Origin of the sequence: Protaetiibacter larvae, assembly GCF_008365275.1 — a bacterium.
Lineage (GTDB): Bacteria > Actinomycetota > Actinomycetes > Actinomycetales > Microbacteriaceae > Homoserinibacter > Homoserinibacter larvae.
Genome location: NZ_CP043504.1, coordinates 1401982 through 1424235, shown reverse-complemented (window position 1 = coordinate 1424235; position 22254 = coordinate 1401982). Strand labels below are relative to the sequence as shown.

18 protein-coding genes are annotated in these 22254 nt (G+C 71.3%); 7 read left to right on the top strand and 11 right to left on the bottom strand.

The window, feature by feature from the left end:
* Positions 1-24 precede the first annotated feature (24 nt).
* Positions 25-2301, bottom strand: a complete 2277-nt coding sequence (locus FLP23_RS06745; RefSeq protein WP_149325149.1) for an Rne/Rng family ribonuclease — start codon at positions 2299-2301, stop codon at positions 25-27.
* 326 nt (positions 2302-2627) lie between these two features.
* Between FLP23_RS06745 and FLP23_RS06740 the strand changes: the two genes are divergently transcribed.
* Together FLP23_RS06740 and FLP23_RS06735 are read left to right on the top strand one after the other, a co-directional pair.
* Positions 2628-3290, top strand: coding sequence for a vitamin K epoxide reductase family protein (locus tag FLP23_RS06740; RefSeq protein WP_149325148.1), 663 nt, complete (start codon positions 2628-2630; stop codon positions 3288-3290).
* A 65-nt stretch (positions 3291-3355) separates the two neighbouring features.
* Positions 3356-4192, top strand: a complete 837-nt coding sequence (locus FLP23_RS06735; protein WP_168200393.1) for a DsbA family protein — start codon at positions 3356-3358, stop codon at positions 4190-4192.
* Positions 4193-4268: 76 nt separating this feature from the next.
* Here the strand turns inward: FLP23_RS06735 and ndk are convergent, their stop codons facing one another.
* The 6 genes from ndk to FLP23_RS06705 all read right to left on the bottom strand — a co-directional run bounded on the left by ndk (position 4269) and on the right by FLP23_RS06705 (position 11550).
* The gene (gene ndk, locus FLP23_RS06730) at positions 4269-4694 is read right to left on the bottom strand and encodes a nucleoside-diphosphate kinase (protein WP_149325146.1); all 426 of its coding nucleotides are present in this window, start codon (positions 4692-4694) and stop codon (positions 4269-4271) included.
* Positions 4691-5155 (bottom strand): DUF4233 domain-containing protein, encoded by a 465-nt coding sequence (locus tag FLP23_RS06725; protein ID WP_149325145.1) that lies wholly within the window; start codon positions 5153-5155, stop codon positions 4691-4693. The genes ndk and FLP23_RS06725 overlap by 4 nt, the downstream gene beginning before the upstream one ends.
* On the bottom strand, positions 5152-6531 hold the full coding sequence (locus FLP23_RS06720; protein WP_149325144.1) for a bifunctional folylpolyglutamate synthase/dihydrofolate synthase: 1380 nt from the start codon (positions 6529-6531) through the stop codon (positions 5152-5154). Before FLP23_RS06720 ends, FLP23_RS06725 begins: the two co-directional genes overlap by 4 nt.
* A 175-nt stretch (positions 6532-6706) precedes the next feature.
* Positions 6707-9895, bottom strand: a complete 3189-nt coding sequence (ileS, locus tag FLP23_RS06715; protein ID WP_149325143.1) for an isoleucine--tRNA ligase — start codon at positions 9893-9895, stop codon at positions 6707-6709.
* A 282-nt stretch (positions 9896-10177) separates the two neighbouring features.
* Positions 10178-11200 (bottom strand): DUF1648 domain-containing protein, encoded by a 1023-nt coding sequence (locus tag FLP23_RS06710; protein WP_149325142.1) that lies wholly within the window; start codon positions 11198-11200, stop codon positions 10178-10180.
* A complete protein-coding gene (locus FLP23_RS06705) occupies positions 11197-11550 on the bottom strand; it encodes a GntR family transcriptional regulator (protein ID WP_149326229.1) in 354 nt (117 codons plus the stop codon). Before FLP23_RS06705 ends, FLP23_RS06710 begins: the two co-directional genes overlap by 4 nt.
* A 134-nt stretch (positions 11551-11684) precedes the next feature.
* Between FLP23_RS06705 and valS the strand changes: the two genes are divergently transcribed.
* From valS to FLP23_RS06690, 3 genes are read left to right on the top strand one after another with little or no spacing between them, the layout of a single operon-like run.
* A complete protein-coding gene (gene valS, locus FLP23_RS06700; RefSeq protein ID WP_149325141.1) occupies positions 11685-14345 on the top strand; it encodes a valine--tRNA ligase in 2661 nt (886 codons plus the stop codon).
* A 1-nt stretch (position 14346) separates the two neighbouring features.
* Positions 14347-14790 (top strand): GNAT family N-acetyltransferase, encoded by a 444-nt coding sequence (locus FLP23_RS06695; RefSeq protein ID WP_149325140.1) that lies wholly within the window; start codon positions 14347-14349, stop codon positions 14788-14790.
* Complete coding sequence (locus tag FLP23_RS06690) at positions 14790-14981, top strand: hypothetical protein (protein WP_149325139.1); 192 nt, start codon at positions 14790-14792, stop codon at positions 14979-14981. The genes FLP23_RS06695 and FLP23_RS06690 overlap by 1 nt, the downstream gene beginning before the upstream one ends.
* Before the next feature lie 45 nt (positions 14982-15026).
* Here FLP23_RS06690 and FLP23_RS06685 read toward each other — a convergent pair whose 3' ends face one another.
* Complete coding sequence (locus FLP23_RS06685; RefSeq protein ID WP_149325138.1) at positions 15027-15830, bottom strand: class I SAM-dependent methyltransferase; 804 nt, start codon at positions 15828-15830, stop codon at positions 15027-15029.
* Positions 15831-15943: 113 nt separating this feature from the next.
* Here FLP23_RS06685 and FLP23_RS06680 point away from each other — a divergent pair, with 113 nt between their 5' ends.
* Positions 15944-17971: a M3 family metallopeptidase gene (locus tag FLP23_RS06680; protein ID WP_149325137.1), complete on the top strand. Its 2028-nt coding sequence runs from the start codon at positions 15944-15946 to the stop codon at positions 17969-17971.
* Here the strand turns inward: FLP23_RS06680 and FLP23_RS06675 are convergent.
* The gene (locus tag FLP23_RS06675) at positions 17964-19199 is read right to left on the bottom strand and encodes an MFS transporter (protein WP_246139923.1); all 1236 of its coding nucleotides are present in this window, start codon (positions 19197-19199) and stop codon (positions 17964-17966) included. The two genes, FLP23_RS06680 and FLP23_RS06675, sit on opposite strands and share 8 nt — an antisense overlap.
* Positions 19200-19253: 54 nt before the next feature.
* On the opposite strand from FLP23_RS06675, the gene FLP23_RS06670 reads away from it, so the two are divergent.
* Positions 19254-19706: an aromatic ring-opening dioxygenase LigA gene (locus FLP23_RS06670; protein ID WP_149325135.1), complete on the top strand. Its 453-nt coding sequence runs from the start codon at positions 19254-19256 to the stop codon at positions 19704-19706.
* Here the strand turns inward: FLP23_RS06670 and FLP23_RS06665 are convergent.
* Both FLP23_RS06665 and clpX read right to left on the bottom strand, forming a co-directional pair.
* Complete coding sequence (locus FLP23_RS06665; RefSeq protein WP_149325134.1) at positions 19654-20841, bottom strand: benzoate/H(+) symporter BenE family transporter; 1188 nt, start codon at positions 20839-20841, stop codon at positions 19654-19656. The genes FLP23_RS06670 and FLP23_RS06665 overlap by 53 nt on opposite strands.
* A 75-nt stretch (positions 20842-20916) precedes the next feature.
* Complete coding sequence (clpX, locus tag FLP23_RS06660) at positions 20917-22194, bottom strand: ATP-dependent Clp protease ATP-binding subunit ClpX (RefSeq protein WP_149325133.1); 1278 nt, start codon at positions 22192-22194, stop codon at positions 20917-20919.
* Positions 22195-22254 lie beyond the last annotated feature (60 nt).

Below are 22254 nucleotides of genomic sequence, written 5' to 3'. Positions count from 1 at the left end.
GTGTCGAGGGCGGGCGCCGGGCGACTACTCCCCCGCGGGCGTTCCGGCGGCCGACGACGCGCGGCGCGAGCGGCGCCCGCGACCCTGGCCCGGCTGCTTCGGCTCCGGCAGGGCGTCGAGCACCGAACCCAGCACGGCGTCCGGATCCGCAACCGCGCGCTGCGGCTCGCGCACCGGCTCGATCGGGATGTCGAGGATCTCGACCGGCGCGCTCGCCGCGGCGGGCTGCTCGTCGTGGTGCACCGTCGACGACGCGATCTTGGCGAGCGCGTTGCGCACATCGTCGGTGATCTCGTGCGTGCCGCCGCCGGGAGCCTTGGCAGGGGCGGATGCCGCGGCCTGGCCGCCGCCGTTCCCCCCGTTGCCGCCGCGCCCGCGCCGGCTGCGCGAGGAGCTCTGCGGCTCGGGCTGGGCGCTGCGGTGCTTGAACACGGGGTCGTGGTGCACGATGATGCCGCGCCCGGCGCACACCTCGCAGGTCTCGCTGAACGACTCGACGAGCCCGAGACCCAGCTTCTTGCGGGTCATCTGCACGAGCCCGAGCGAGGTGACCTCGGCCACCTGGTGCTTGGTGCGATCCCGCGACAGGCACTCCACGAGGCGCCGCAGCACGAGGTCGCGGTTCGACTCGAGCACCATGTCGATGAAGTCGATCACGATGATGCCGCCGATGTCGCGCAGCCGCAGCTGGCGCACGATCTCCTCCGCAGCCTCGAGGTTGTTCTTGGTGACGGTCTCCTCCAGGTTGCCGCCGGATCCGACGAACTTGCCCGTGTTGACGTCGACCACCGTCATGGCCTCGGTGCGGTCGATGATGAGCGAGCCGCCGGACGGCAGCCACACCTTGCGCTCGAGCGCCTTCTCGATCTGCTCGGTGATGCGGTACTGGTCGAACGAGTCGACCTCGCCCGTGTAGCGCTCGATGCGATCCACGAGGTCGGGGGCGACCGCGGCGAGGTACTTCTCGATGGTCGAGAGCGCGTCGTCGCCCGCGATGATGAGCTTCTGGAAGTCCTCGTTGAAGACGTCGCGCACGATCTTGACGAGCAGATCGGGCTCGGAGTGCAGCAGCGCGGGAGCCTGCTGGGTTTCGACGGCGCGCTCGATCTCGGCCCACTGCGAGGTGAGGCGCTGCACGTCGAGGGTGAGCTGCTCCTCGGTGGCGCCCTCAGCGGCGGTGCGCACGATGACGCCCGCGTCATCCGGCAGCACCTCCTTGAGGATCTTCTTGAGGCGCGCGCGCTCCGTGTCGGGCAGCTTGCGGCTGATGCCGTTCATGGATCCGCCGGGCACGTACACGAGGTAGCGTCCGGGAAGGCTCACCTGGCTGGTGAGGCGCGCGCCCTTGTGACCGACCGGGTCCTTGGTGACCTGCACGAGCACGCGATCGCCGGGCTTGAGGGCGAGTTCGATCTTGCGAGCCTGGTTCTTGTCCCGACCGGCCTCTTCCGCGGCAGCGGCGGCTGCCTCCCAGTCGACCTCACCCGAGTACAGCACCGCGTTGCGGCCGCGGCCGATGTCGACGAAGGCGGCCTCCATGCTCGGCAGCACGTTCTGCACGCGGCCCAGGTACACGTTGCCGATGAGGCTCGCGTCCGCGGCGCGGGCGACGTAGTGCTCGACGAGCACGCCGTCCTCGAGCACGCCGATCTGGATGCGGTTGAACTTCGAGCGCACCACCATGACGCGGTCGACGCTCTCCCGGCGGGCGAGGAACTCGGCCTCCGTGATGACGGGGCGGCGGCGCCCCGCATCCCGCCCGTCGCGGCGGCGCTGCTTCTTCGCCTCGAGCCGCGTGGAGCCCTTGACCCGCTGCGGCTCGGTGATGGGCGCGGGCGCCTGACGCGGCTGGCGCACCCGCACGACCGTGCCGGGGGTGTCCTCGCCGTCGCGGGGCGCCTCGCCGCTGCGGCGACGGGTGCGGCGGCGCGAGGCCGGGGATGCCGAGCCGTCGTCGTCACCCGCGGGCGCGATCGGAGCCGGCGATGCGGCGGGGGGTGCGGGAGGCGCCTGGAACACCAAGGCGAAGGGCGACGCGGGGGCGGCCTCGGCGACCGCCTCCGGCTCGTCCACCGGCGCGGGTTCCTCCACCGGCGCAGGCTCCTCACCGGGCGCAGGCTCCTCGACGGGCGCGGGCTCCTCGACCGCGAGCTCGGCGGCAGGCTCCGCCGGCGCATCCACCGCGGACTCGACAGCCTTCTTCTTCAGGAGGCGCCGACCGCGCTTGGGCTTCTCGGACTTCGACTGCTCGGGGGCAGCGGTCTCGGGTGCGTCGGGCTGGGGTACGTCGTTCTCCACCATCGCTGGTGCACTCCTCGCCCGGGGCGACCGCGCCGGCCACCGGGTACTCTCCTGCGGCTGCGCCGAAGCGGGCCGCTAATTCTGATGTGGTCCGCGATCCGCACCTCGCTCCTGGCGGCGGTGGGTCGCTCGCGCCCTGTCACGGCACTCACGGAGCTGGCTATCCGTCTGGGTGCGCATTCCCGACGCGGCGGGAGGAGCACCTCTAGGCCCGGTGATACCCGGTCAAGCTTGTTGTGGGTCGCCCGCTCGGGCGACTGTCACGATTATCGCACGAGGATGCCGTTCGCGGCATTTCCTCACCCTCGGCGTGGGAGGATCGCGCCATGACCGACGCCGCTGCCGCCACCGAAGTCGACGACGACCTCGAGTTCGAGGCATCCGACGACCACTCGCGCGCTGGGAACCGCACCCCGTGGGTGTTCGCCATCTGGCTCATCGTCGCCGGCATCGTCGGTGAGATCGCCGCGTTCGCCCTCACGGTCGAGAAGTTCCACGCGCTCGCCCATCCGGGCGTCGCCGCCACCTGCGACCTCAGCGTCTTCGTGCAGTGCACCAAGAACCTCGATTCCTGGCAGGGCTCGCTGTTCGGGTTCCCGAACCCGATCATCGGGCTCGTGTGCTGGATGGCGCCGATCGTCGTGGGCGCGGCGCTCCTCGCGGGTGCTCGCTTCGCCCGCTGGTTCTGGGTGCTGTTCAACCTCGGCGTGCTGGGGGCCGTGGTCTTCGTGATCTGGCTCGCCGGACAGTCGATCTTCGCGCCCAACCTGCACACCCTGTGCCCCTACTGCGTGCTCACCTGGACCGTCACCTATCCGGCGTTCTTCGCGGTGACCTTCCGCAACCTCGCGGAGGGCGTCTTCGGCGACCGCGCACGCGGTGCGGGGCGCGCACTCCTGCCGTGGGTCGCACCCATCAGCATCGTCGTGCTGCTCGTCATCTTCGTCATCGCCCAGACCCAGATGCCCGTCATCCAGAGCCTGTTCTGACGGCCCCGTAGACTCGTCCGGACTCTCTCAGCGTCCTCCGATCCCGCATGAACAAGGATTCACCCGTGACCGACACGCCCCGCACAACCAAGAACCAGCGCCGCGACGACGCCCGCGAGGCGGCGCGCATCGCCCGCGAGAAAGCCGCCAAGCGCAAGAAGCTGCTCAAGTGGCTCATCCCCACGATCGCCTCCGTCGTGATCGTGGCGGTCGTCGCCGGCGTCGTGTGGGCGGTCATCGCACTGCAGCCCGCCCCCAAGAAGGAGGCCGGACCGCTCAACATGATCAGCGACGGCATCGTGTTCGAGTCGGACGGCGCGGGTGGCGTGCAGCACGTCGCGACGAAGGCGATCGCCAAGGGGGCGGACCCCGTGCCGACCACGCCGCGCGAGGGACTGCTCAACATCCAGACGCTCGTCGACTTCTCCTGCCCCGCCTGCAAGCAGTTCGAGGAGAACTTCTCCACGCAGATCCAGCAGCTCGTCGCCGAAGGCACGGCGACGCTCGAGGTGCGCCCGGTCGCGATCCTCGACTACCGCGGCTACACCACCGACTACTCGACGCGCGCCAACAACGTCGCGGCCTGTGTCGCCAACTACGCGCCCGAGAGCTTCCTCGACGTGATGGCGGCGATGTACTCCAACCAGCCCTCGGAGGGCGGCCCGGGTCTGTCGAACTCCGAGCTCGTGAAGATCGTGACGGGGACGGGGCTCGACAACGAGGACGTCAACCGGTGCGTGAGCGACGAGAGCTTCACCCCGTGGGTGACGGCGGCGACGGCGCGCTCAGGCGTGCGCGGCACCCCGACCGTGATCATCAACGGCACCCAATGGGACTCGCAGGCGGTTCCGCAGTTCGGCGACTTCGTCGCCTCCGAGCTGCTGAAGCTGCAGGCGGAGTAGCCGGAGGCGGTGGTCTCGGGACGCGTCGCCCTGCGGGGCGCCGCTCCTCGAGATCACCCCGAGCGCGAACCCGCGGTCAGTCGACCGGGAACCAGAGGGCGAGCTCGCGCGCGGCCGACTCGGGCGAGTCGGAACCGTGCACGAGGTTCTGCTGCACCTTGAGGCCCCAGTCGCGTCCGAGGTCGCCGCGGATGGTGCCCGGGGCGGCGCTCGTGGGGTCGGTCGTGCCGGCGAGCGAGCGGAAGCCCTCGATCACCCGGTTGCCCGCCACGCGGATCGCGACGACCGGACCGGACTGCATGAACTCGACGAGGGGCTCGTAGAACGGCTTGCCCTCGTGCTCCGCGTAGTGGGCGGCGAGCAGCTCGCGGTCGGCCTGCAGCAGGCGGATGTCGACGAGCTGATACCCCTTCGCCTCGATGCGACGCAGGATCTCGCCCGTCAGGTTGCGGGCCACGCCATCCGGCTTCACGATCACGAGGGTCTCTTCGACGGTGGTCACGCGGTCTCTCCTTCGTTGGGGGCGGGGGTGTCGGTCTCCGTCTCAGTCTGCCGGTGCGCGGCGAGCCAGGCGGCCTTCTGGGTGTCGATCTGACGTCCGCGCAGGTAGCAGTAGACCCACATGGCGGCGAAGCCGGCGCCGACGAGGAACATGAGCGGTTCGATGAGCCCGGCCGCGATGAGCGGCAGCTGCAGGGCCGCGCCAAGCCAGACGCCCCACGTCCAGCGCTGCACACCGGACACGGCCGCGTACACGACGATCCCGATGCCGCCATAGACGAAGGCGAGCCAGTTGGGGTCGAAGCGAGCCAGCCCGAAGAACACCAGAGCGGCGAACACGAGCATCACGGCCTCGAGCCCGAGCACGATCGACAGCAGGGTCTCCACGAGGCTGCGCTCGCGGCGGACGCGCGCGCGGCGCGCGGGGCGTCCGGCGGCGGGGGCGGGGGCGGGGTCGCTCATCGCTTCCAGCCCCCCGCCTCGGCGAGCGCGATGACGTCACCGACCAGGGTGATGGATCCCGTCACGATCACCGCACGGCGCGGCGACTCGGATGCCCACACGCGCGCGGCCTCCACGGCGTCGGCGACGTCCGGATGCACGGCCACCAGCCCGGGCTCCACCTCGGCGCGCACGAGCTCGGCGAGCTCCTCGGCGGGCACGGCCCGCTCGGAGCTCGACTGGGTGACGTCGACGCGCGCGGCGATCGCCGCGAGCTCGGAGACGATCCCGTGGGCGTCCTTGTCGGCGAGCACGCCGATCACGAGCGCCCACTCGTCGAAGTCGAAGTACTCCCCGAGCGCGGCGGCCAGCGCGGCGGCGCCGTGCGGGTTGTGCGCGGCATCCACGAGCACCGTCGGCTCGACGCCGACCAGCTGCAGCCGCCCCGGCGAGGTGGCGGTGCCGAGCCCCTCCGCCACGACGTCGGGGTCGAGGGCGAGGCGACCGTCGCCGAGGAACGACTCGACGGCCGCCACCGCGACTGCGGCGTTCTGCGCCTGATGGTCGCCGTACAACGGCAGGAAGACGCCGCTGTAGCGACCCGCCCGGCCGCGGATGTCGACGAGCTGCCCGCCGACCGCGACGGTCGTCGACTCGAGCGCGAAGTCGACCCGTTCGATCGTGAGCGCCGCCTCGTCGAGCTGGGCGGCGGACCGCAGCTCGTCGAGCGCCTCGATCGGCTGGATGGCGGTGACCACGGTCGCCGCGGGCTTGATGATGCCGGCCTTCGTCCGTGCGATCTCGGTGACGGTGTTGCCGAGGCGGGACGTGTGGTCGAGGGCGATGGGCGTAAACACCGCCACCTGCCCGTCGGCGACGTTCGTGGAGTCCCACTCGCCGCCCATCCCCACCTCGAGCACGACCGCGTCGACGGGCGCGTCGGCGAAACAGGCGAAGGCGAGCACCGTGAGCGCCTCGAAGAAGGTGAGCGCCTCCTCACCGTTGGCGGCCAGCTCGGCATCCACCATGAGCAGGTAGGGCCGGATGTCGTCCCAGTTGCGCGCGAACGCCTCGTCGGAGATCGGCTCGCCGTCGATGACGATCCGCTCGGTGACCCGGGTGAGGTGCGGACTCGTGAGGAGCCCCGTGCGCAGGCCGGTGGCCCGCAGCAGGGACTCGATCATGCGGCTCGTCGAGGTCTTGCCGTTGGTGCCCGTGATGTGGATGACGGGGGCCGCCCGGTGCACGTCGCCGAGCAGCTCGACCGCCCGCCGGGTGGGTTCGAGCCGCGGCTGGGGGGCTGCCTCCCCGATGCGGTCGAGCAGCTCGCGGTACGCGGCATCCGCCGCCGCGCGGAACTCGGCGGCCTCGTAGTCGGCCTCGGCGTCCTCGGTCATGCGCGCCCTCCCCTCATCCGATGTTCTCCCGTCTCAAGGAGTGCAGCATCCCATCTCAAGGAGTCGGTGTGACGGGTGTCCGATTGTGAGGCGGATGAGGCAAACCCGGCAGCTCGACTCCTTGACATGGGTTCCTCGAGTCCTTGATTTGGGAAGACGGCGGGGCGGATGCGGGTCACGCGCGCGCCAGATCGATCGAGACGGACGAGGCGTCGCCCACGGAGACCGTCCCGCCCTCAGCCTCGCGGGCCAGGAGGCTCGTCGCAAGGGTCTCGGATGCGATGAGCTCGGCGTGCGCCTGGATCGCGGCGACCGCGGCGGCATCCCCCGACAGGGTCAGCGCGATCCGGTCGGTCACCTCCAGGTCGGCGTCCTTGCGGGCCTGCTGCACGGCGCGCACCACGTCGCGGGCGAGCCCCTCGGCCGCCAGCTCGGGCGTGACCGCGGTGTCGAGCACGACGAAGCCGCCCGACGGCAGGAACGCGATCGCGCTGTCGGGGTCGGCAGCCTCGAGCGCGAGCTCGAACTCGCCGGGCAGCAACGCGACGCCCCCCGCGACCACCGTGCCGCCATCCGCCGACCAATCCCCCGACTTGGAGGCCTGGATCACGCGCTGCACATCCTTGCCGAGCCGCGGCCCGAGGGTGCGCGCGTTGACGGTCAGTCGCCGGGTGATGCCGAAGTCGGCGAGACTCGACTCGGCGAGCGGCGCGAGCCGCGCCGCCTTCACGTTGAGCTCATCGCGCAGGATGTCCGCGTAGCCCTCGAGCGCCGACGCGTCGGGGGCGACCACCGTGAGCCCCGCGAGCGGCAGCCGAACCCGCAGTCCGCGCGCCTTGCGCAGGGCGAGGCCGGCGGATGCCACCTCGCGCACGCGGTCCATCGAGCGCACCAGCTCCGTGTCGACGGGGAACTCGGCCGCATCCGGCCAGTCGGTCAGGTGCACGCTTCGCCCGCCGGTGAGACCGCGCCAGACCTCCTCGGTGACGAGCGGCAGCAGCGGTGCGGCGAGCCGCGTGAGGGTCTCGAGCACCGTGAACAGGGTGTCGAAGGCGTCCCGATCGGTGCCGTCCCAGAAGCGGTCGCGACTGCGTCGCACATACCAGTTGGTGAGCACCTCGGCGAAGTCGCGCAGCGCCTCGGCGGCGAGCGGCGAGTCGAAGGCGTCGAAATGCGTCGTGACCTCGCCGATCAGCTCGTGGGTCTTCGCGAGCAGGTACCGGTCGAGCGGATGCGGGGAGTCGGTGCGCCGCGTCGCAGTGTAGCCGGCGCTGTTCGCGTAGAGGGTGAAGAAGTAGTAGCTCGACCACAGCGGCAGCAGGAACTCCCGCACCCCCTGCCGGATGCCCTCCTCGGTGACGATGAGGTTGCCGCCGCGGATGACCGAGCCCGACAGCAGGAACCAGCGCATGGCATCCGCGCCGTCCCGGTCGAACACCTCCGAGACGTCCGGGTAGTTGCGCAGCGACTTCGACATCTTCTGCCCGTCGGAGCCGAGCACGATGCCGTGGCTCAGCACGTTCTTGTACGCCGGACGGTCGAAGAGCGCCGTGGCGAGCACGTGCATCACGTAGAACCAGCCGCGGGTCTGGCCGATGTACTCGACGATGAAGTCGGCCGGGTTGTGCCCCGCCTCCCCGGCGGTGCCGTCGAACCACTCGCGGTTCTCGAACGGATAGTGCACCTGCGCGAACGGCATCGAGCCGGAGTCGAACCACACGTCGAGCACGTCCTCGATGCGCCGCATCACCGACCTTCCGGTCGGGTCGTCGGGGTTCGCGCGCGTCAGCTCGTCGATGTACGGACGGTGCAGGTTCGGCTCGCCGTTCTCATCCAGCGGCAGGCGGCCGAAGTCGCGCTCCAGCTCCTCGAGCGAGCCGTACACGTCGACGCGCGGGTAGGCGGGGTCGTCCGACTTCCACACCGGGATGGGGCTGCCCCAGTAGCGGTTGCGGCTGATCGACCAGTCGCGGGCGTTCGCCACCCACTTGCCGAACTGGCCGTCCTTGACGTTCTCGGGCACCCAGTTGATCTGCTGGTTGAGCTCGCCCATCCGCTCCTTGACGTCCGGCACCCGCACGAACCAGCTCGACACCGCCTTGTAGATGAGCGGGTTGCGGCAGCGCCAGCAGTGCGGATAGCTGTGCTCGTAGCTCTTGAGCTGGAACAGGCGGCCCTCGGCGCGCAGCTTCTGCACGAGCGGCTTGTTCGCCTCGTCCCAGCGCAGCCCCGCGACATCCGCCACCTGCGGCAGGAAGCGTCCGCCGTCGCTCAGCGACAGCACCACCGGGATGCCGGCGGCGGCCGTCGTCAGCTGGTCGTCCTCGCCGTAGGCGGGCGCCTGGTGCACGATGCCGGTGCCCTCGCCGGTGGCCACGTAGTCGGCCACCAGGATCGTGAAGGCGTTGGGACCGTACTCCTCGGCGTAGTAGTCCCACAGCCGGTCGTACTGCACGCCGTCGAGCTCGGCGCCGGTCAGGGTGCGGACGAGCTCGTACTCGCCGAGCTCCTTCGCGTAGCCGCCGATGGTGTCCTCGGCGAGCAGGTACGAGGTGCCGTCCTCGGTGCGCACGACCGCGTAGGAGATCGCCGGACCCACCGCGAGCGCGGCGTTCGTGGGCAGCGTCCACGGGGTCGTCGTCCAGGCGAGCGCATTCACGGCGGTCAGTCCCAAAGCCTCCGCCTTCTCGCCGACGAGCGGGAAGGTGACGGTGACCGACTGGTCCTGCCGCATCCGGTAGACGTCGTCGTCCATCCGCAGCTCGTGGTTCGACAGCGGGGTCTCGTCGTTCCAGCAGTAGGGCAGCACGCGGAAGCCCTCATAGGCGAGGCCCTTCGCGTACAGCTGCGAGAAGGCCCAGATGACCGACTCCATGAAGCTCGCATCGAGCGTCTTGTAGTCGTTCTCGAAGTCCACCCAGCGCGCCTGGCGGGTGACGTAGTCCTCCCACTCCTGCGTGTAGTGCAGCACCGACTCGCGCGCCTTCGCATTGAAGGCGCCGATGCCCATCGCCTCGATCTCGTCCTTCGTGGTGATGCCGAGCTGGCGCATCGCCTCGAGCTCGGCGGGCAGACCGTGGGTGTCCCAGCCGAAGCGGCGGTGCACCTGCTTGCCGCGCATCGTCTGGTAGCGCGGGAAGGCGTCCTTCGCGTAGCCGGTGAGCAGGTGACCGTAGTGCGGCAGGCCGTTCGCGAACGGCGGGCCGTCGTAGAACACCCACTCGGGGGCGCCGGCGCGCTGGTCGATGGATGCCTGGAAGGTGCCGTCGCCCTTCCAGAACGCGAGGATGCCCTGCTCGATGTCGGGGAACCGCGGGGATGCCGGGACGCCGTCCGCGTCGCTCGAATGCCGGGGGTAGCTCATCTGGTCCGTCCGTTGTGCGTCTCGTGCTGCTGGGTGCTTCGCACGAGGACGACGGATGCCGCGGTACCACCTCGCTTGCCGGCGTTCGCCGACCGCTCGTTGCACGCGATGACGGGCGCACCCGCTCGGTTCTACTGCCTCGCCCGTGGCCTCGATACGCCGCTACGCGGCTACTCGACCAGCGGAGGAGGGTTCTTCCGAGGACTCCCCGGTGATGGCCGGATCGCAGTCTGTGCCCCCACTCTACCGCGAGCGCTGCCCGATCTGCCCAGCGCCGGCGGTCTACCGGTGGCGCTCGCCGGATCCGGCGGCCGTCGCGGTGTAGGCGGCGAGCAGCGCGGCACCGGTCGCGGCGTCGTCGACGGTCACGGTGAAGCGCCGGCCGTCGCGGCGCTGCACCTCGATCGCCTCGCCCCGGCGGGTGACGACCCCGAAGCTGCGCCCGGGCGCCCAGCGCCAACCCCATCCCCCGAAGTCGGCGAGCGGCTCGACGTGACGCGTCTCGACGCGCGAGATGTCGGAGACCGCGATGCGGGTGCGGGGAACGCCGAAGGGTCGCGAGCCGACCGTGATCCCGGTCGAGTCGACGCGCACCCGCCAGACCGTGCCGATCGCGCACATCACGAGCAGCAGCAGCGGGATGAGGGCGAGCGGCCAGACGAGCCCGTCCGAGACGACGATGGCGAAGAGGGATGCCGCGAGCGCGAACCCGACCGCGGAGAGGATCGCCACGATGGCGCCCCCCTGCACCCGCGTCGTCGCGATCCAGACGGTGCGCTCGCCCGGCACGAGGGGCATGGGGGCCGCCGGCGTCGCATCCTCGGTGGGCGAGACCGCCTTCGGCAGCAGGAACCAGGCGACCGCACCGAGCGCCAGCGCGATGACCGCGGCGACGAGGAGCCATCCGCCGAGCCCCGGGGCGTCGCGGGCGTCGTCGAGTCCGCGCTGCACCCCGAGCGAGGCCGTGACCGTGACGCCGAGGAACACCGCGACGCTGAGCGACAGCACCGCGAGCAGCTTGTGCGTGGCGGTGGGGGCGGCACCGCGTGCGGTCCCGAGCGACAGCGCGAACATCCCGGCGAGGCCGAGCACGACACCCCCGGTCAGCACGGGTGAGGCCCACGGCGGCGCAAAGCCGTTCGGCCCCTCGGTGCCCCAGTGGGTGGCGACCGGGTCGGGCAGCTCGGGCAGCCAGGCGAGCTGGACGGCCACCGCGGTCGCCGCTGCGATGAGCGGCAGCACGACCGCGACGATCCAGATCGACAGGGGCATGCGGCTGCGCGCCGGGCGGACGGGGGTGGTCATGCGGTGTACTCCTCGCGGATCAGGGAGATGAGGGTCGGGGAGGCGACGCCTGCGCGGCGGGCGTCGGCGACGAGCGCACGCACGCCGTCGAGCAGCGCGCCGGCTCGGCCGGCCGCGTCGGTCGCGACGGCGCCGCGGCCCCGACGGAGGTCGATGAGCCCCTCGTCGCGGAGGTCCTGGTAGGCGCGCAGCACGGTGTGGATGTTCACCTCGAGCGCCTCGGCGAGCTCGCGCGCCGCGGGCAGCCGGTCGCCCGGCCGCAGCCGGCCGCGGATCGCGTCGGCGCGCACGGATGTCGCGATCTGGTCGTAGATCGCGACCCCGGATCCCGGGTCGATACGGATGAGCACGGTCACATCCTATTCTTCTATTTCAACTATCACAATGCGCATCCACGGGATCCCGGACGACGCGGGTAGAATCGGGCGACAACCCACACTCAGGCACCCCCGACGCGGTGCCGCCCATAGCGATCGGAGCCCCGATGAGTCACGCGATCCCCGAGAAGCCCGCCCTCGAAGGACTCGAGAGCACCTGGCGGGAGGTCTGGGAGCGCGAAGGCACCTACCGCTTCGATCGGGATGCCGCACTCGCCGCCGGCAAGGACGCCGTGTTCAGCGTCGACACCCCGCCGCCCACCGCATCCGGCAGCCTCCACATCGGCCACGTCTTCAGCTACACCCACATGGACCTCGCCGCCCGCTTCCAGCGGATGAACGGCAAGCACCTCTTCTACCCGATGGGCTGGGACGACAACGGCCTGCCCACCGAGCGCCGCGTCCAGAACTACTACGGCGTGCGCTGCGACCCCTCCCTGCCCTACGTGCACGACTTCGTGCCCCCGCAGGAGGGCGGCGAAGGCACCTCCGGCAAGGCCGCCGAACAGCAGCCGATCTCCCGCCGCAACTTCGTGGAGCTGTGCGAGCGCCTCACCGCCGAAGACGAGAAGCAGTTCGAGGAGCTGTGGCGCACCCTCGGGCTCTCGGTCGACTGGTCGCTCACGTACCGCACCATCGGCGACGAGGCCCAGCGCGCCGCCCAGCGGGCCTTCCTGCGCAACCTGGCGCGCGGCGAGGCCTACCAGGCGGACGCCCCCACGCTCTGGGACATCACCTTCCGCACCGCCGTCGCCCAGGCCGAACTCGAGGACAAGGAGCAGCCCGCCGCCTACCACCGGGTCTCGTTCCACCGCCCGGACGGCGGAACGATCGAGATCGAGACCACCCGCCCCGAGCTGCTGCCCGCGTGCGTCGCCCTCGTCGCGCATCCCGACGACGAGCGCTACCAGGGGCTCTTCGGCACCACCGTGACCACGCCGCTGTTCGGCGTCGAGGTGCCCGTGCTCGCCCACCACCTCGCCCAGAAGGACAAGGGATCCGGCATCGCCATGATCTGCACCTTCGGCGACGTGACCGACGTGGTGTGGTGGCGCGAGCTCGACCTGCCCAACCGCGCCATCATCGGCTTCGACGGCCGCATCCTCGCCGAGTCGCCCGCCCAGGAGCTGTTCACGGATGCCGGCCGCGCCGCCTACGCCGAGCTCGCCGGCAAGACCGTGTTCAGCGCGAAGGCGCGCATCGTGGAGCTGCTCGCCGAATCGGGCGACCTGATCGGGGAGCCCCGCAAGATCACCCACCCGGTGAAGTTCTTCGAGAAGGGCGACAAGCCTCTCGAGATCGTCTCCACCCGCCAGTGGTACATCAGCAACGGCGCCCGCGACGAGGCCCTCCGCGAGCGCCTGCTCGCCGCGGGCCGTGCGATCGACTTCCACCCCGACTTCATGCGGGTGCGCTACGAGAACTGGGTGGGCGGGCTCACGGGCGACTGGCTCATCTCGCGCCAGCGCTTCTTCGGCGTGCCGATCCCGGTCTGGTACCCGCTCGACGAGAACGGCGAGGTGCTGCGCGAGCGGCCGATCGTGCCGTCCGAGGAGCAGCTGCCCGTCGACCCGTCCTCGGATCCCGCGCCCGGATTCGAGGAGTCGCAGCGCGGCGTGCCCGGCGGATTCGTGGGCGAGCTCGACATCATGGACACCTGGGCCACCTCGAGCCTCACCCCGCAGATCGCGGGCGGCTGGGGCACCGACCCGGAGCTGTTCGAGCTGGTGTTCCCGTACGCGCTGCGCTCGCAGGGCCAGGACATCATCCGCACCTGGCTGTTCTCCACCGTGCTGCGCGCCCAGCTCGAGCACGGCGAGACCCCGTGGAGGCACGCCGGCATCTCGGGCTTCATCGTCGACCCCGACCGCAAGAAGATGTCGAAGTCGAAGGGCAACGTCGTCACCCCGCAGGGACTGCTCGACGAGCACGGCTCGGATGCGGTGCGCTACTGGGCGGCCTCGTCGAAGCTCGGCACGGATGCGGCCTTCGACCCGCAGAACCCGAAGCAGATCAAGATCGGGCGACGGCTCGCGATCAAGGTGCTCAACGCGGCGAAGTTCGTGTACTCGTTCCCGACGAACGAGGTGGTCGAGGAGCGCCGCGAAGCGACGCGTCTCGAGGCCACCGGTGATCTCGAGACGCGTCCGGCTGCACCGGGCGCTCCTCGATCGCCTCGGGTGACGGAACCGCTCGATGCCGAACTGCTCGCCGAGCTCGGCGTGGTCATCGAACAGGCGACGCGCGCCTACCGCGAGTTCGACCACGCCCGCGCGCTGGAGGTGACCGAGCAGTTCTTCTGGACCTTCTGCGACGACTACCTCGAACTCGTGAAGGAGCGCGCCTACACGGGCGAAGGCGCCGCGCAGGCGTCCGCGGTGGCCGCCCTGCGCACCGCGATCGACGTGCTGCTGCGGCTGCTCGCGCCGGTGCTGCCGTTCGCCACCGAGGAGGTGTGGCGCTGGACCCACGAGGGATCGGTGCACACCGCCGCCTGGCCGACCGCGCTCGAACTCGGCGTGACCGCCGAGCCGCGCGGCCTGCTGCCGGCCGTGAGCGCCGCGCTCATCGGCATCCGCCGCGCCAAGACCGAGGCGAAGGCCTCGCAGAAGACCGAGGTGCTCTCGGCCACCCTCGCCGGTCCCGCGATCCTCGCGCAGGCGGCGGATGACCTGCGCGCCGTCGGACGGATCGCCCGCTTGGACCTCGTGGTCGCCGACGAGGTGGCCGTGACGGATGTCGTGCTCGCCGAGACCGCGGAGGCCTGAGATGGCCGAGACGAGCGTGCGGCCGATCGCCGGGAGCGACGCGGCGCGCTGGCGCGAACTGTTCCGCGCCTACGGGGCCTTCTACGAGACCGATTTCAGCGACGAGGTGCTCGACCGGGTCTGGGCGCTGCTGCTCGCCGACGGCTCCGGCATCGACGCCCTCGTCGCCGAACGCGACGGCGGGGTGATCGGCATCGCGCACTGGCGTTCGCATCCCGACACCTTCTCGGGCGGCCGCGACTGGTACCTCGACGACCTGTACGTCGACCCCGCCGTGCGCGGCACCGGGGCGGGGCGCGCCCTCATCGAGGCGCTCGCGTCGATGGCGGCCGGCAGCGGCGGGTCGCTGCGCTGGATCACCGCCGACACCAACACCGTCGCGCAGGCGCTCTACGACAAGGTCGCCACCCGCGGGCACTGGATCACCTACGAGATCCGCCGCTGATGCAGCTCGGAACGCGGTGGCCGGTCGGCGGCGAGGTGCCGGCGAGGGTGTCGGAGGAGCTCGTGGCGCGCATCCGCGAGGTGGAGGCGGAGCTCGAGGACGTCGACACGACGCAGTGGCGCTGGACGCTCACCTGGCTCGAGGGACGGCCCGTCGTGGAACTCGACGACGGGACCGTGCTGCGGGGCTGACCTCGGCACACCGCCTTCGGCGGCACTCGATCCGGCGGATCTCGATCAGCGGGTGGCGAGGATCTCGCCGTGCGGGAACGCCATCCAACCGTCCGGATCCTCGGCCCACTGCGCCCAGGCGACACTGATCGCCTCGAGATCGCCCTGCACGGCGAAACCCTTGCCGAGCGCGTCGCCCGCGAACGCGGAGGCCAGCACGCGGTCCCGCCACATGCCGCCCCACCAGGCGCGCTCGTCGTCGGTCGCGAAGCACCACACCGAAGCGGAGGCCTCGACCGCACCGAACCCGGCGGCGCGCGCCCATGCCTTCAGGCGCCGACCCGCATCCGGCTCTCCCCCGTTGGAGCGATGCACTCGCTGGTAGAGCGCCGCCCACGAGACGAGGCCAGGGGTCTGCGGATAGGTGATCGCGCCCGCGTAGTCGCCGTCGCGCGCCGCGACGAGCCCGCCGTCCGCCACCACGCGGCGCCATTCGGCGAGCGCCTCCACGGGCCGGGCCAGATGCTGCAGCACCTGGTGGGCGTGCACGACGTCGAAGGAGCCGTCGGCGAAGTCGAGCGCGTAGGCGTCCCCCACCCGGAACTCCACGTTGGTGACCCCGCGCTCGGCCGCGTGCGCTGTCGCCTGTGCCACCACCTCGGCGGAGGCGTCGACACCGATCACGAGGCCGGGCGCCACGAGCTCGGCGAGGTCCACCGTGATGGTGCCGGGGCCGGCACCCACGTCGAGGAGCTTCATGCCCGGCCGCAGGTGCGGAAGCAGGTACGCCGCCGAGTTGAGCGCGGTGCGCCAGATGTGCGAGCGCAGCACGCTCTCGTGGTGGCCGTGGGTGTAGTGCTCGCTGCTCATGCCGTCCAATCTATCGACCGCGCGAACTCCGACCTGGAGGGGGCCACGCCTGCACCGTGCAGGCGAGGCCCCGCCCCCGTCGGAGTTTCGCCGACAGATCATAGGCTGGCCGGATGGAGACCCCCTTCGACGCCGAGAGCACCCTCCCCTACCTGCTGCCCGACTTCGCCGCGATCCGTCATGAGCACTTCCTGCCCGCGTTCGAGAAAGGGATGCGCGAACAGCTCGACGAGCTCGCCGCGATCACCGCGCAGAGCGAGTCGCCCAGCTTCGCGAACACCATCGTTCCGCTCGAGCGATCCGGCGCGATCCTGGATCGGGTGGCGACGGTCTTCTACACGCTCGCCTCGGCCGACACGACCGACGCCATCCAGGAGCTCGAGGAGCAGCTCGCACCGCGCCTCGCCGCGCACCACGACGCCATCGCGCTCGATCCCGCCCTCTATGCGCGCATCGATGCCATCCGCAACGCCCACCTCGACGGCACGGCGCCGCTCGACGCGGAACAGGCCTACCTCGTCGAGCGCCGACACATCGAGCTCACCCTCGCCGGCGCCGGGCTCGCCGAGGCAGACAAGGAGCGGCTGCGCGCGCTCAACCAGACCATCTCGACCCTCACGACGCGCTTCGAGAAGAACCTGCTCGCCGACACCAACGAGCTCGCGGTGCACGTGACGGACGAGGCGGAGCTCGCCGGGCTCGCGTCCGGCGAGCTGTCGGCGGCGCGCGAAGCAGCCGCCGCGCGCGGGCTCGACGGCTGGCTCGTGACGCTCGTGCTCTTCACGGGTCACCCGTGGCTCGCGGCGATCGAGGTGCCCGAGACCCGCGTGCGGATCATGGCGGCATCCCGCGCCCGCGGCACCCGCGGCGGCGACCACGACAACCGCGAGCTCGTGCTCGAGCTCGTGCGCGCCCGCGCCGAGCGGGCCCGGCTGCTGGGCTTCCGCGACCACGCCTCCGTCGTCACCGCGGATGAGACCTCCGGCTCCCCCGCGGCGGTCGCCGAGTTGCTCGGCCGGCTCGCCCCCGCCGCGGCCCGCAATGCCACCGCCGAGCAGGCGCAGCTGACGGAGGTGACGGGTGCCGCGATCACGGCATCCGACTGGGCCTTCGCGGCCGAAGCCGTGCGGCGCGAGCGCTACGCGCTCGACACCGCGGCGCTGCGCCCCTGGTTCGAGGCGGAGCGGGTGCTGCAGGATGGCGTGTTCTTCGCCGCCGAACGCCTCTACGGCCTGCACTTCACCGAGCGCAGCGACCTCGCCGGCTACAACGCCGAGGTGCGCGTGTTCGAGGTGAGCGACGACGACGGCCCCTTCGGGCTGTTCCTGCTCGACCTGTACACGCGCGACAGCAAGCGCGGCGGCGCCTGGATGAACTCCCTCGTCTCGCGCTCCGCACTGCTGGGGCATCCCCCGGTCGTCACCAACAACCTCAACGTGCCGCGCCCCGCCGAAGGCCAGCCCACCCTGCTCACGCTCGACGAGGTGGAGACACTTTTCCACGAGTTCGGGCACGCCCTGCACGGGCTGTTCGCCCACGCGGGCTACCCGAGCCTCGCCGGCACCCGCGTGTTCCGCGACTTCGTCGAGTACCCGAGCCAGGTGAACGAGATGTGGGCCATGTGGCCCGAGGTGCTGGAGAACTACGCGCGACACGTCGACACGGGCGAACCGCTCGACCCCGCGATCGCCCAGCGCCTGCGGGATGCGGAGCGCTTCGGTCAGGGCTTCGCGACGAGCGAATACCTGCAGGCGGCGCTGCTCGACCAGGCCTGGCACACCCTCGACGTCGAGCAGGCCGCCGCGGTGACGGATGTCGCCGCGTTCGAGGCGGCGGCCCTCGCCGCGGCGGGTCTCGCCGACGATGCCATCCCGCCGCGCTACGCGACCGGCTACTTCGCCCACGTGTTCTCGGGCGGCTACGACGCCGGCTACTACTCGTACATCTGGAGCGAGGTGCTCGACGCCGACACCGTCGAATGGTTCCGCGAGAACGGCGGACTCACCCGGGAGAACGGGGAGCGCTTCCGCCGCCGGCTGCTGCAGGTGGCGGGCACGCGCGATCCGCTCGCCGCGTTCCGCGACTTCCGCGGGCGCGACCCGGAGCTCACCCCGCTGCTGGAGCGCCGCGGCCTCAGCTGATCGCCGCCGGACGGCGGGTCGCCGTGGATGCCGCGAAGGCGATCGCGGTGACGCCGACGGCGGAGGCGAGGAAGAGCCCGCCGAGCACGAGCCAGCCGGCCAGACCGTGGTCGAGCGCCGTCACCGTGATGACGAGCGGTGCGACGAGCGACGCCACCGAGAAGCCCATCGAATACACCCCCTGGTAGGCGCCGGCGCGGTCCGGGTCCGCGAGCTCGAAGCTCAGCCCCCACGCCCCCGCCTGGGAGAGGATCTCGGCGAAGGCGTGCGCGACGGCCGCCGCCAGCAGCAGCACGACGGCGGCGGCGAGCGCCGCACCCCCCGAGGCGCCGTACAGCACGCAGGCGACCGCCATGAGCACCCCCGACACCGCGGTCACGGCACCCGCCCGACGGAAGTCGTGCGTCCCCCGCGACAGCGGCACCTGCAGCACGATCACGAGGACGGTGTTCGTGATGAGCATGACCGACAGCAGGAACTCCGGCGCGACCGTGTCATGCGCGAGCCACAGCGGCACCCCGACCTCGGCGAGACCGAACTGGATCGCGAACACCGAGGCGAGCGCCGTGAACGCCAGATAGCGCGGATCCCGCCACGGCGAGCGGCCGGGCACCGTGCCGTCCGCCGAACGCTCCACGACCCGAGCGGCGTCGACCGTGCTCGGCAGCCGCGTCAGCAGCAGCGCGCACGCCGCGTAGGCGACTCCGCCCACCGCGAGCACCACCCGGTAGGCGAGCGGCGAGCCGACCGCGAGGGCGACCGCCGCGAGCCCCGCGCCGAGCGAGATCCCGATGTTGGTGACCATCCGCAGCACCGCGCGACTCGTCACCCGGGCGGGACCGGAGAAGGCGCGCGCGATGATCGCGGCGCGCACGGATCCGCTCCAGGCGATCCCCGCCCCGACGACGACCGTCACCGCGAGCGCCGACCAGAACCCGGTCACGAGCACGTAGCACAGCAGCGCGACGCCCGTCACGACCATGCTCGCGACCAGCATCCGGCGGGCCGACCAGCGATCGGCGAGCCGGCCGCCGAGGTACGAGGCCCCGACCGCGACGGCGGCGCCGATCGTGAACAGCAGCGCCACCTGGGCGGGGGGCAGACCCACGACGAGCGTCAGATAGAGCACCACGAGGGTCAGGCTGATGCCGCGCCCGGTGGTGGCGACGAGGGTCGCGACCGTCAGCGCCCGCAGGACCGGGTCGGAGAAGGTCGTAGCGAGTCGCACTCCTGCAACGCTACCTTCGAGACCGACCGGGTCCATTCCGAGGGGGAGTCCACCATGACCGCCGAGACCACCGTCGACCTGCCCGCTCGCCGCGCGGGCCTCATCCGACTGATCGGCCTCGCCGGGATCCTGGGCGGCATCCTGCTGATCGTCGCCGCCGTCGCGGTGTGGGTGGCCGTGTCGACCCAGCTCCGGGCCGAGAACATCGTCATCCCGGACGGTGCCATCGCCTTCTCCGGCAAGGTGGTCGACGGCCCGATCGACGCCTACATCCAGGCCGACATCATCCAGCAGCACGCCCTCGAACTCGCCGACGGCAAGACCTACGCCCAGCTCGACCAGGACGACCCGCGGCGCGCCACCGTCGCGAACGCCTCGTTCCTGCGCGCCTCGCTGTTCACCTCGGTCGTGTCGTTCGGCATCGCGGCACTCGCCGCCGGGCTCGGCGTGCTGTTCATCCTCTTCGGACTCGCGCTGCGCGGCCTGGTGCCGTCAGCCACAGCATGAGGACGCCGCCCACCACGAGACCCCAGAACGCGGAACCGATCCCCGCGATCGTGACACCCGACGCCACCACGAGGAAGGTGACGACGGCGACGATGCGGCTGGACGGCTCCTCGAGCGCCGCCGTCGCCGCGGTCGCGAAGGCGCCGAACAGCGCGAGGCCGGCGACCGCCGTGATGAGGATCGGCGGGCTCACCGCCACGAGCACCGTCGCGGCGCCCGCGCCGAGCCCCAGCACGAGGTAGACCACGCCTGCGGTGACCGAGGCCGCCCAGCGCCGGTCGCGGTCCGGATGCGCGTCGGGTCCCGCCATGAGCGCGGCCGTGATCGCCGCGAGGTTCACCGTGTAGCCCCCGAACACGGCGCCCGCCGCGGTGACCGCGCCGGTGCTCGCGAGAATCGCCCGAGCCGGCGGATGCGGGTAGCCGAAGGTCGTGAGCACCGCGAAGCCGGGCACGTTCTGCCCCGCCATCGTCACGACGTACAGCGGGATGCCGAGACTCACGAGCACGGCCGGATCCAGCGTCGGCCAGGTGACGGTGATGGTGGGCCACAGCTCCGCCGCGGCGAGATCCGCCCCCTCGCCCGAGACGATGACCACGACGACCGTGGCCACCACGGCACCCGGCACCGCCCAGCGCGGCGCGAGCCGGGCGAGCAGGAGCCACACCACGACCACGGGCACCGCGAGCGCCGGCAGCTGCACCGCGGCGAGCACCGGCGCGATGCAGATCGGGAACAGGATGCCCGCGAGCATCGCGCTCGCGATCGGCCGCGGGATGCGCGTCATCGCACGGGCGAGCCACGGCCAGAGCCCGGTCAGCAGCACGAGCACACCGCACAGCAGGAAGGCGCCGACCGCCGCCCGGTAGTCGTGGATGGTGCCCTCGGCGGCCACGAGCAGCGCCGCGCCCGGGGTCGACCAGGCGAAGCTCAACGGCATCCGATAGCGCAGCCCGAGCACGATCGCGAGCACCGCCTGCATGAGGCACAACGCCAGCAGCCCGGATGCCGCGTCCGTCGGGCTCGCCCCGACCGCCCCCAGGCCGGCCACGACGAGCGCGAAGGAGCTCGCGAAGCCGGTCACGGCCCCCACGACGCCCGCGCCGATCGGTTGGGCGAAGTCGCGGGCGCTCATGGGGAACGAGCCTAGGGGCGGGCGCCGTCGATGACGACGGCCACCGGCGCACGGGTGGCGCCGAAGGATGGCGAGCTACGCGGACTTCTCCGCACGACGCGCCGGGCGCGGCACGATCGTCGGCGCCGCGTTGTCGATCACGGCCTCCTTGGTGACCACCACGCGCGCCACCTCGTCACTCGACGGCACCTCGAACATGATCGGCCCGAGCACCTCCTCGAGGATCGCGCGCAGCCCACGGGCACCCGTCTGGCGCAGCACCGCGAGATCGGCGATCGCCTCCAGGGCGGCCTCGTCGAACTCCAGCTCCACACCGTCGAGCTGGAACATGCGCTGGTACTGGCGCACGAGCGCGTTCTTCGGCTCGGTGAGGATCTGCATGAGCGCCGACTGGTCCAGCGGCGTCACCGTCGTCACGACCGGCAGGCGGCCGATGAACTCGGGGATGAGGCCGAACTTGTGCAGGTCCTCCGGGAGCACCTCGCTGAACAGCATCGACTCGTCGCGCTTGGAGTGCAGCGGAGCACCGAAGCCGATGCCGCGGCGTCCCACGCGCGCCGAGATGATGTCCTCGAGCCCCGAGAAAGCACCCGCCACGATGAACAGCACATTCGTGGTGTCGATCTGGATGAACTCCTGATGCGGGTGCTTGCGGCCGCCCTGCGGCGGCACCGAGGCGACCGTGCCCTCGAGGATCTTCAGCAGCGCCTGCTGCACGCCCTCGCCCGAGACGTCGCGCGTGATCGAGGGGTTCTCGGCCTTGCGGGCGATCTTGTCGACCTCGTCGATGTAGATGATGCCCGTCTCGGCGCGCTTCACGTCGTAGTCGGCCGCCTGGATGAGCTTCAGCAGGATGTTCTCGACATCCTCCCCGACGTAGCCGGCCTCGGTGAGGGCCGTGGCATCCGCGACCGCGAACGGCACGTTGAGGCGCTTCGCGAGGGTCTGGGCGAGGTAGGTCTTGCCGCAGCCCGTCGGGCCGATCAGCAGGATGTTCGACTTGGCGATCTCGACGTCGTCGAGCACGGCATCCGCCGGGGCGAGGGTCTGACGTGCGCGGATGCGCTTGTAGTGGTTGTAGACGGCCACCGAGAGGGCGCGCTTGGCGGCCTCCTGGCCGATCACGTACTCCTCGAGGAAGGAGAAGATCTCCTTCGGCTTCGGGAGGTCGAACTCGCTCGAGACCTCTTCGCCCGCCTCGGCGAGGCGCTCCTCGATGATCTCGTTGCAGAGCTCCACGCACTCGTCGCAGATGTACACGCCGGGGCCCGCGATGAGCTGCTGCACCTGCTTCTGGCTCTTGCCGCAGAAGGAGCACTTCAGCAGGTCGGCGCTCTCACCGATGCGTGCCATGCCGGTCTCCCTCCGAAGCAGTATCGGAAGCCTAACCCGTCCCGGTGACGTCCATCCGCG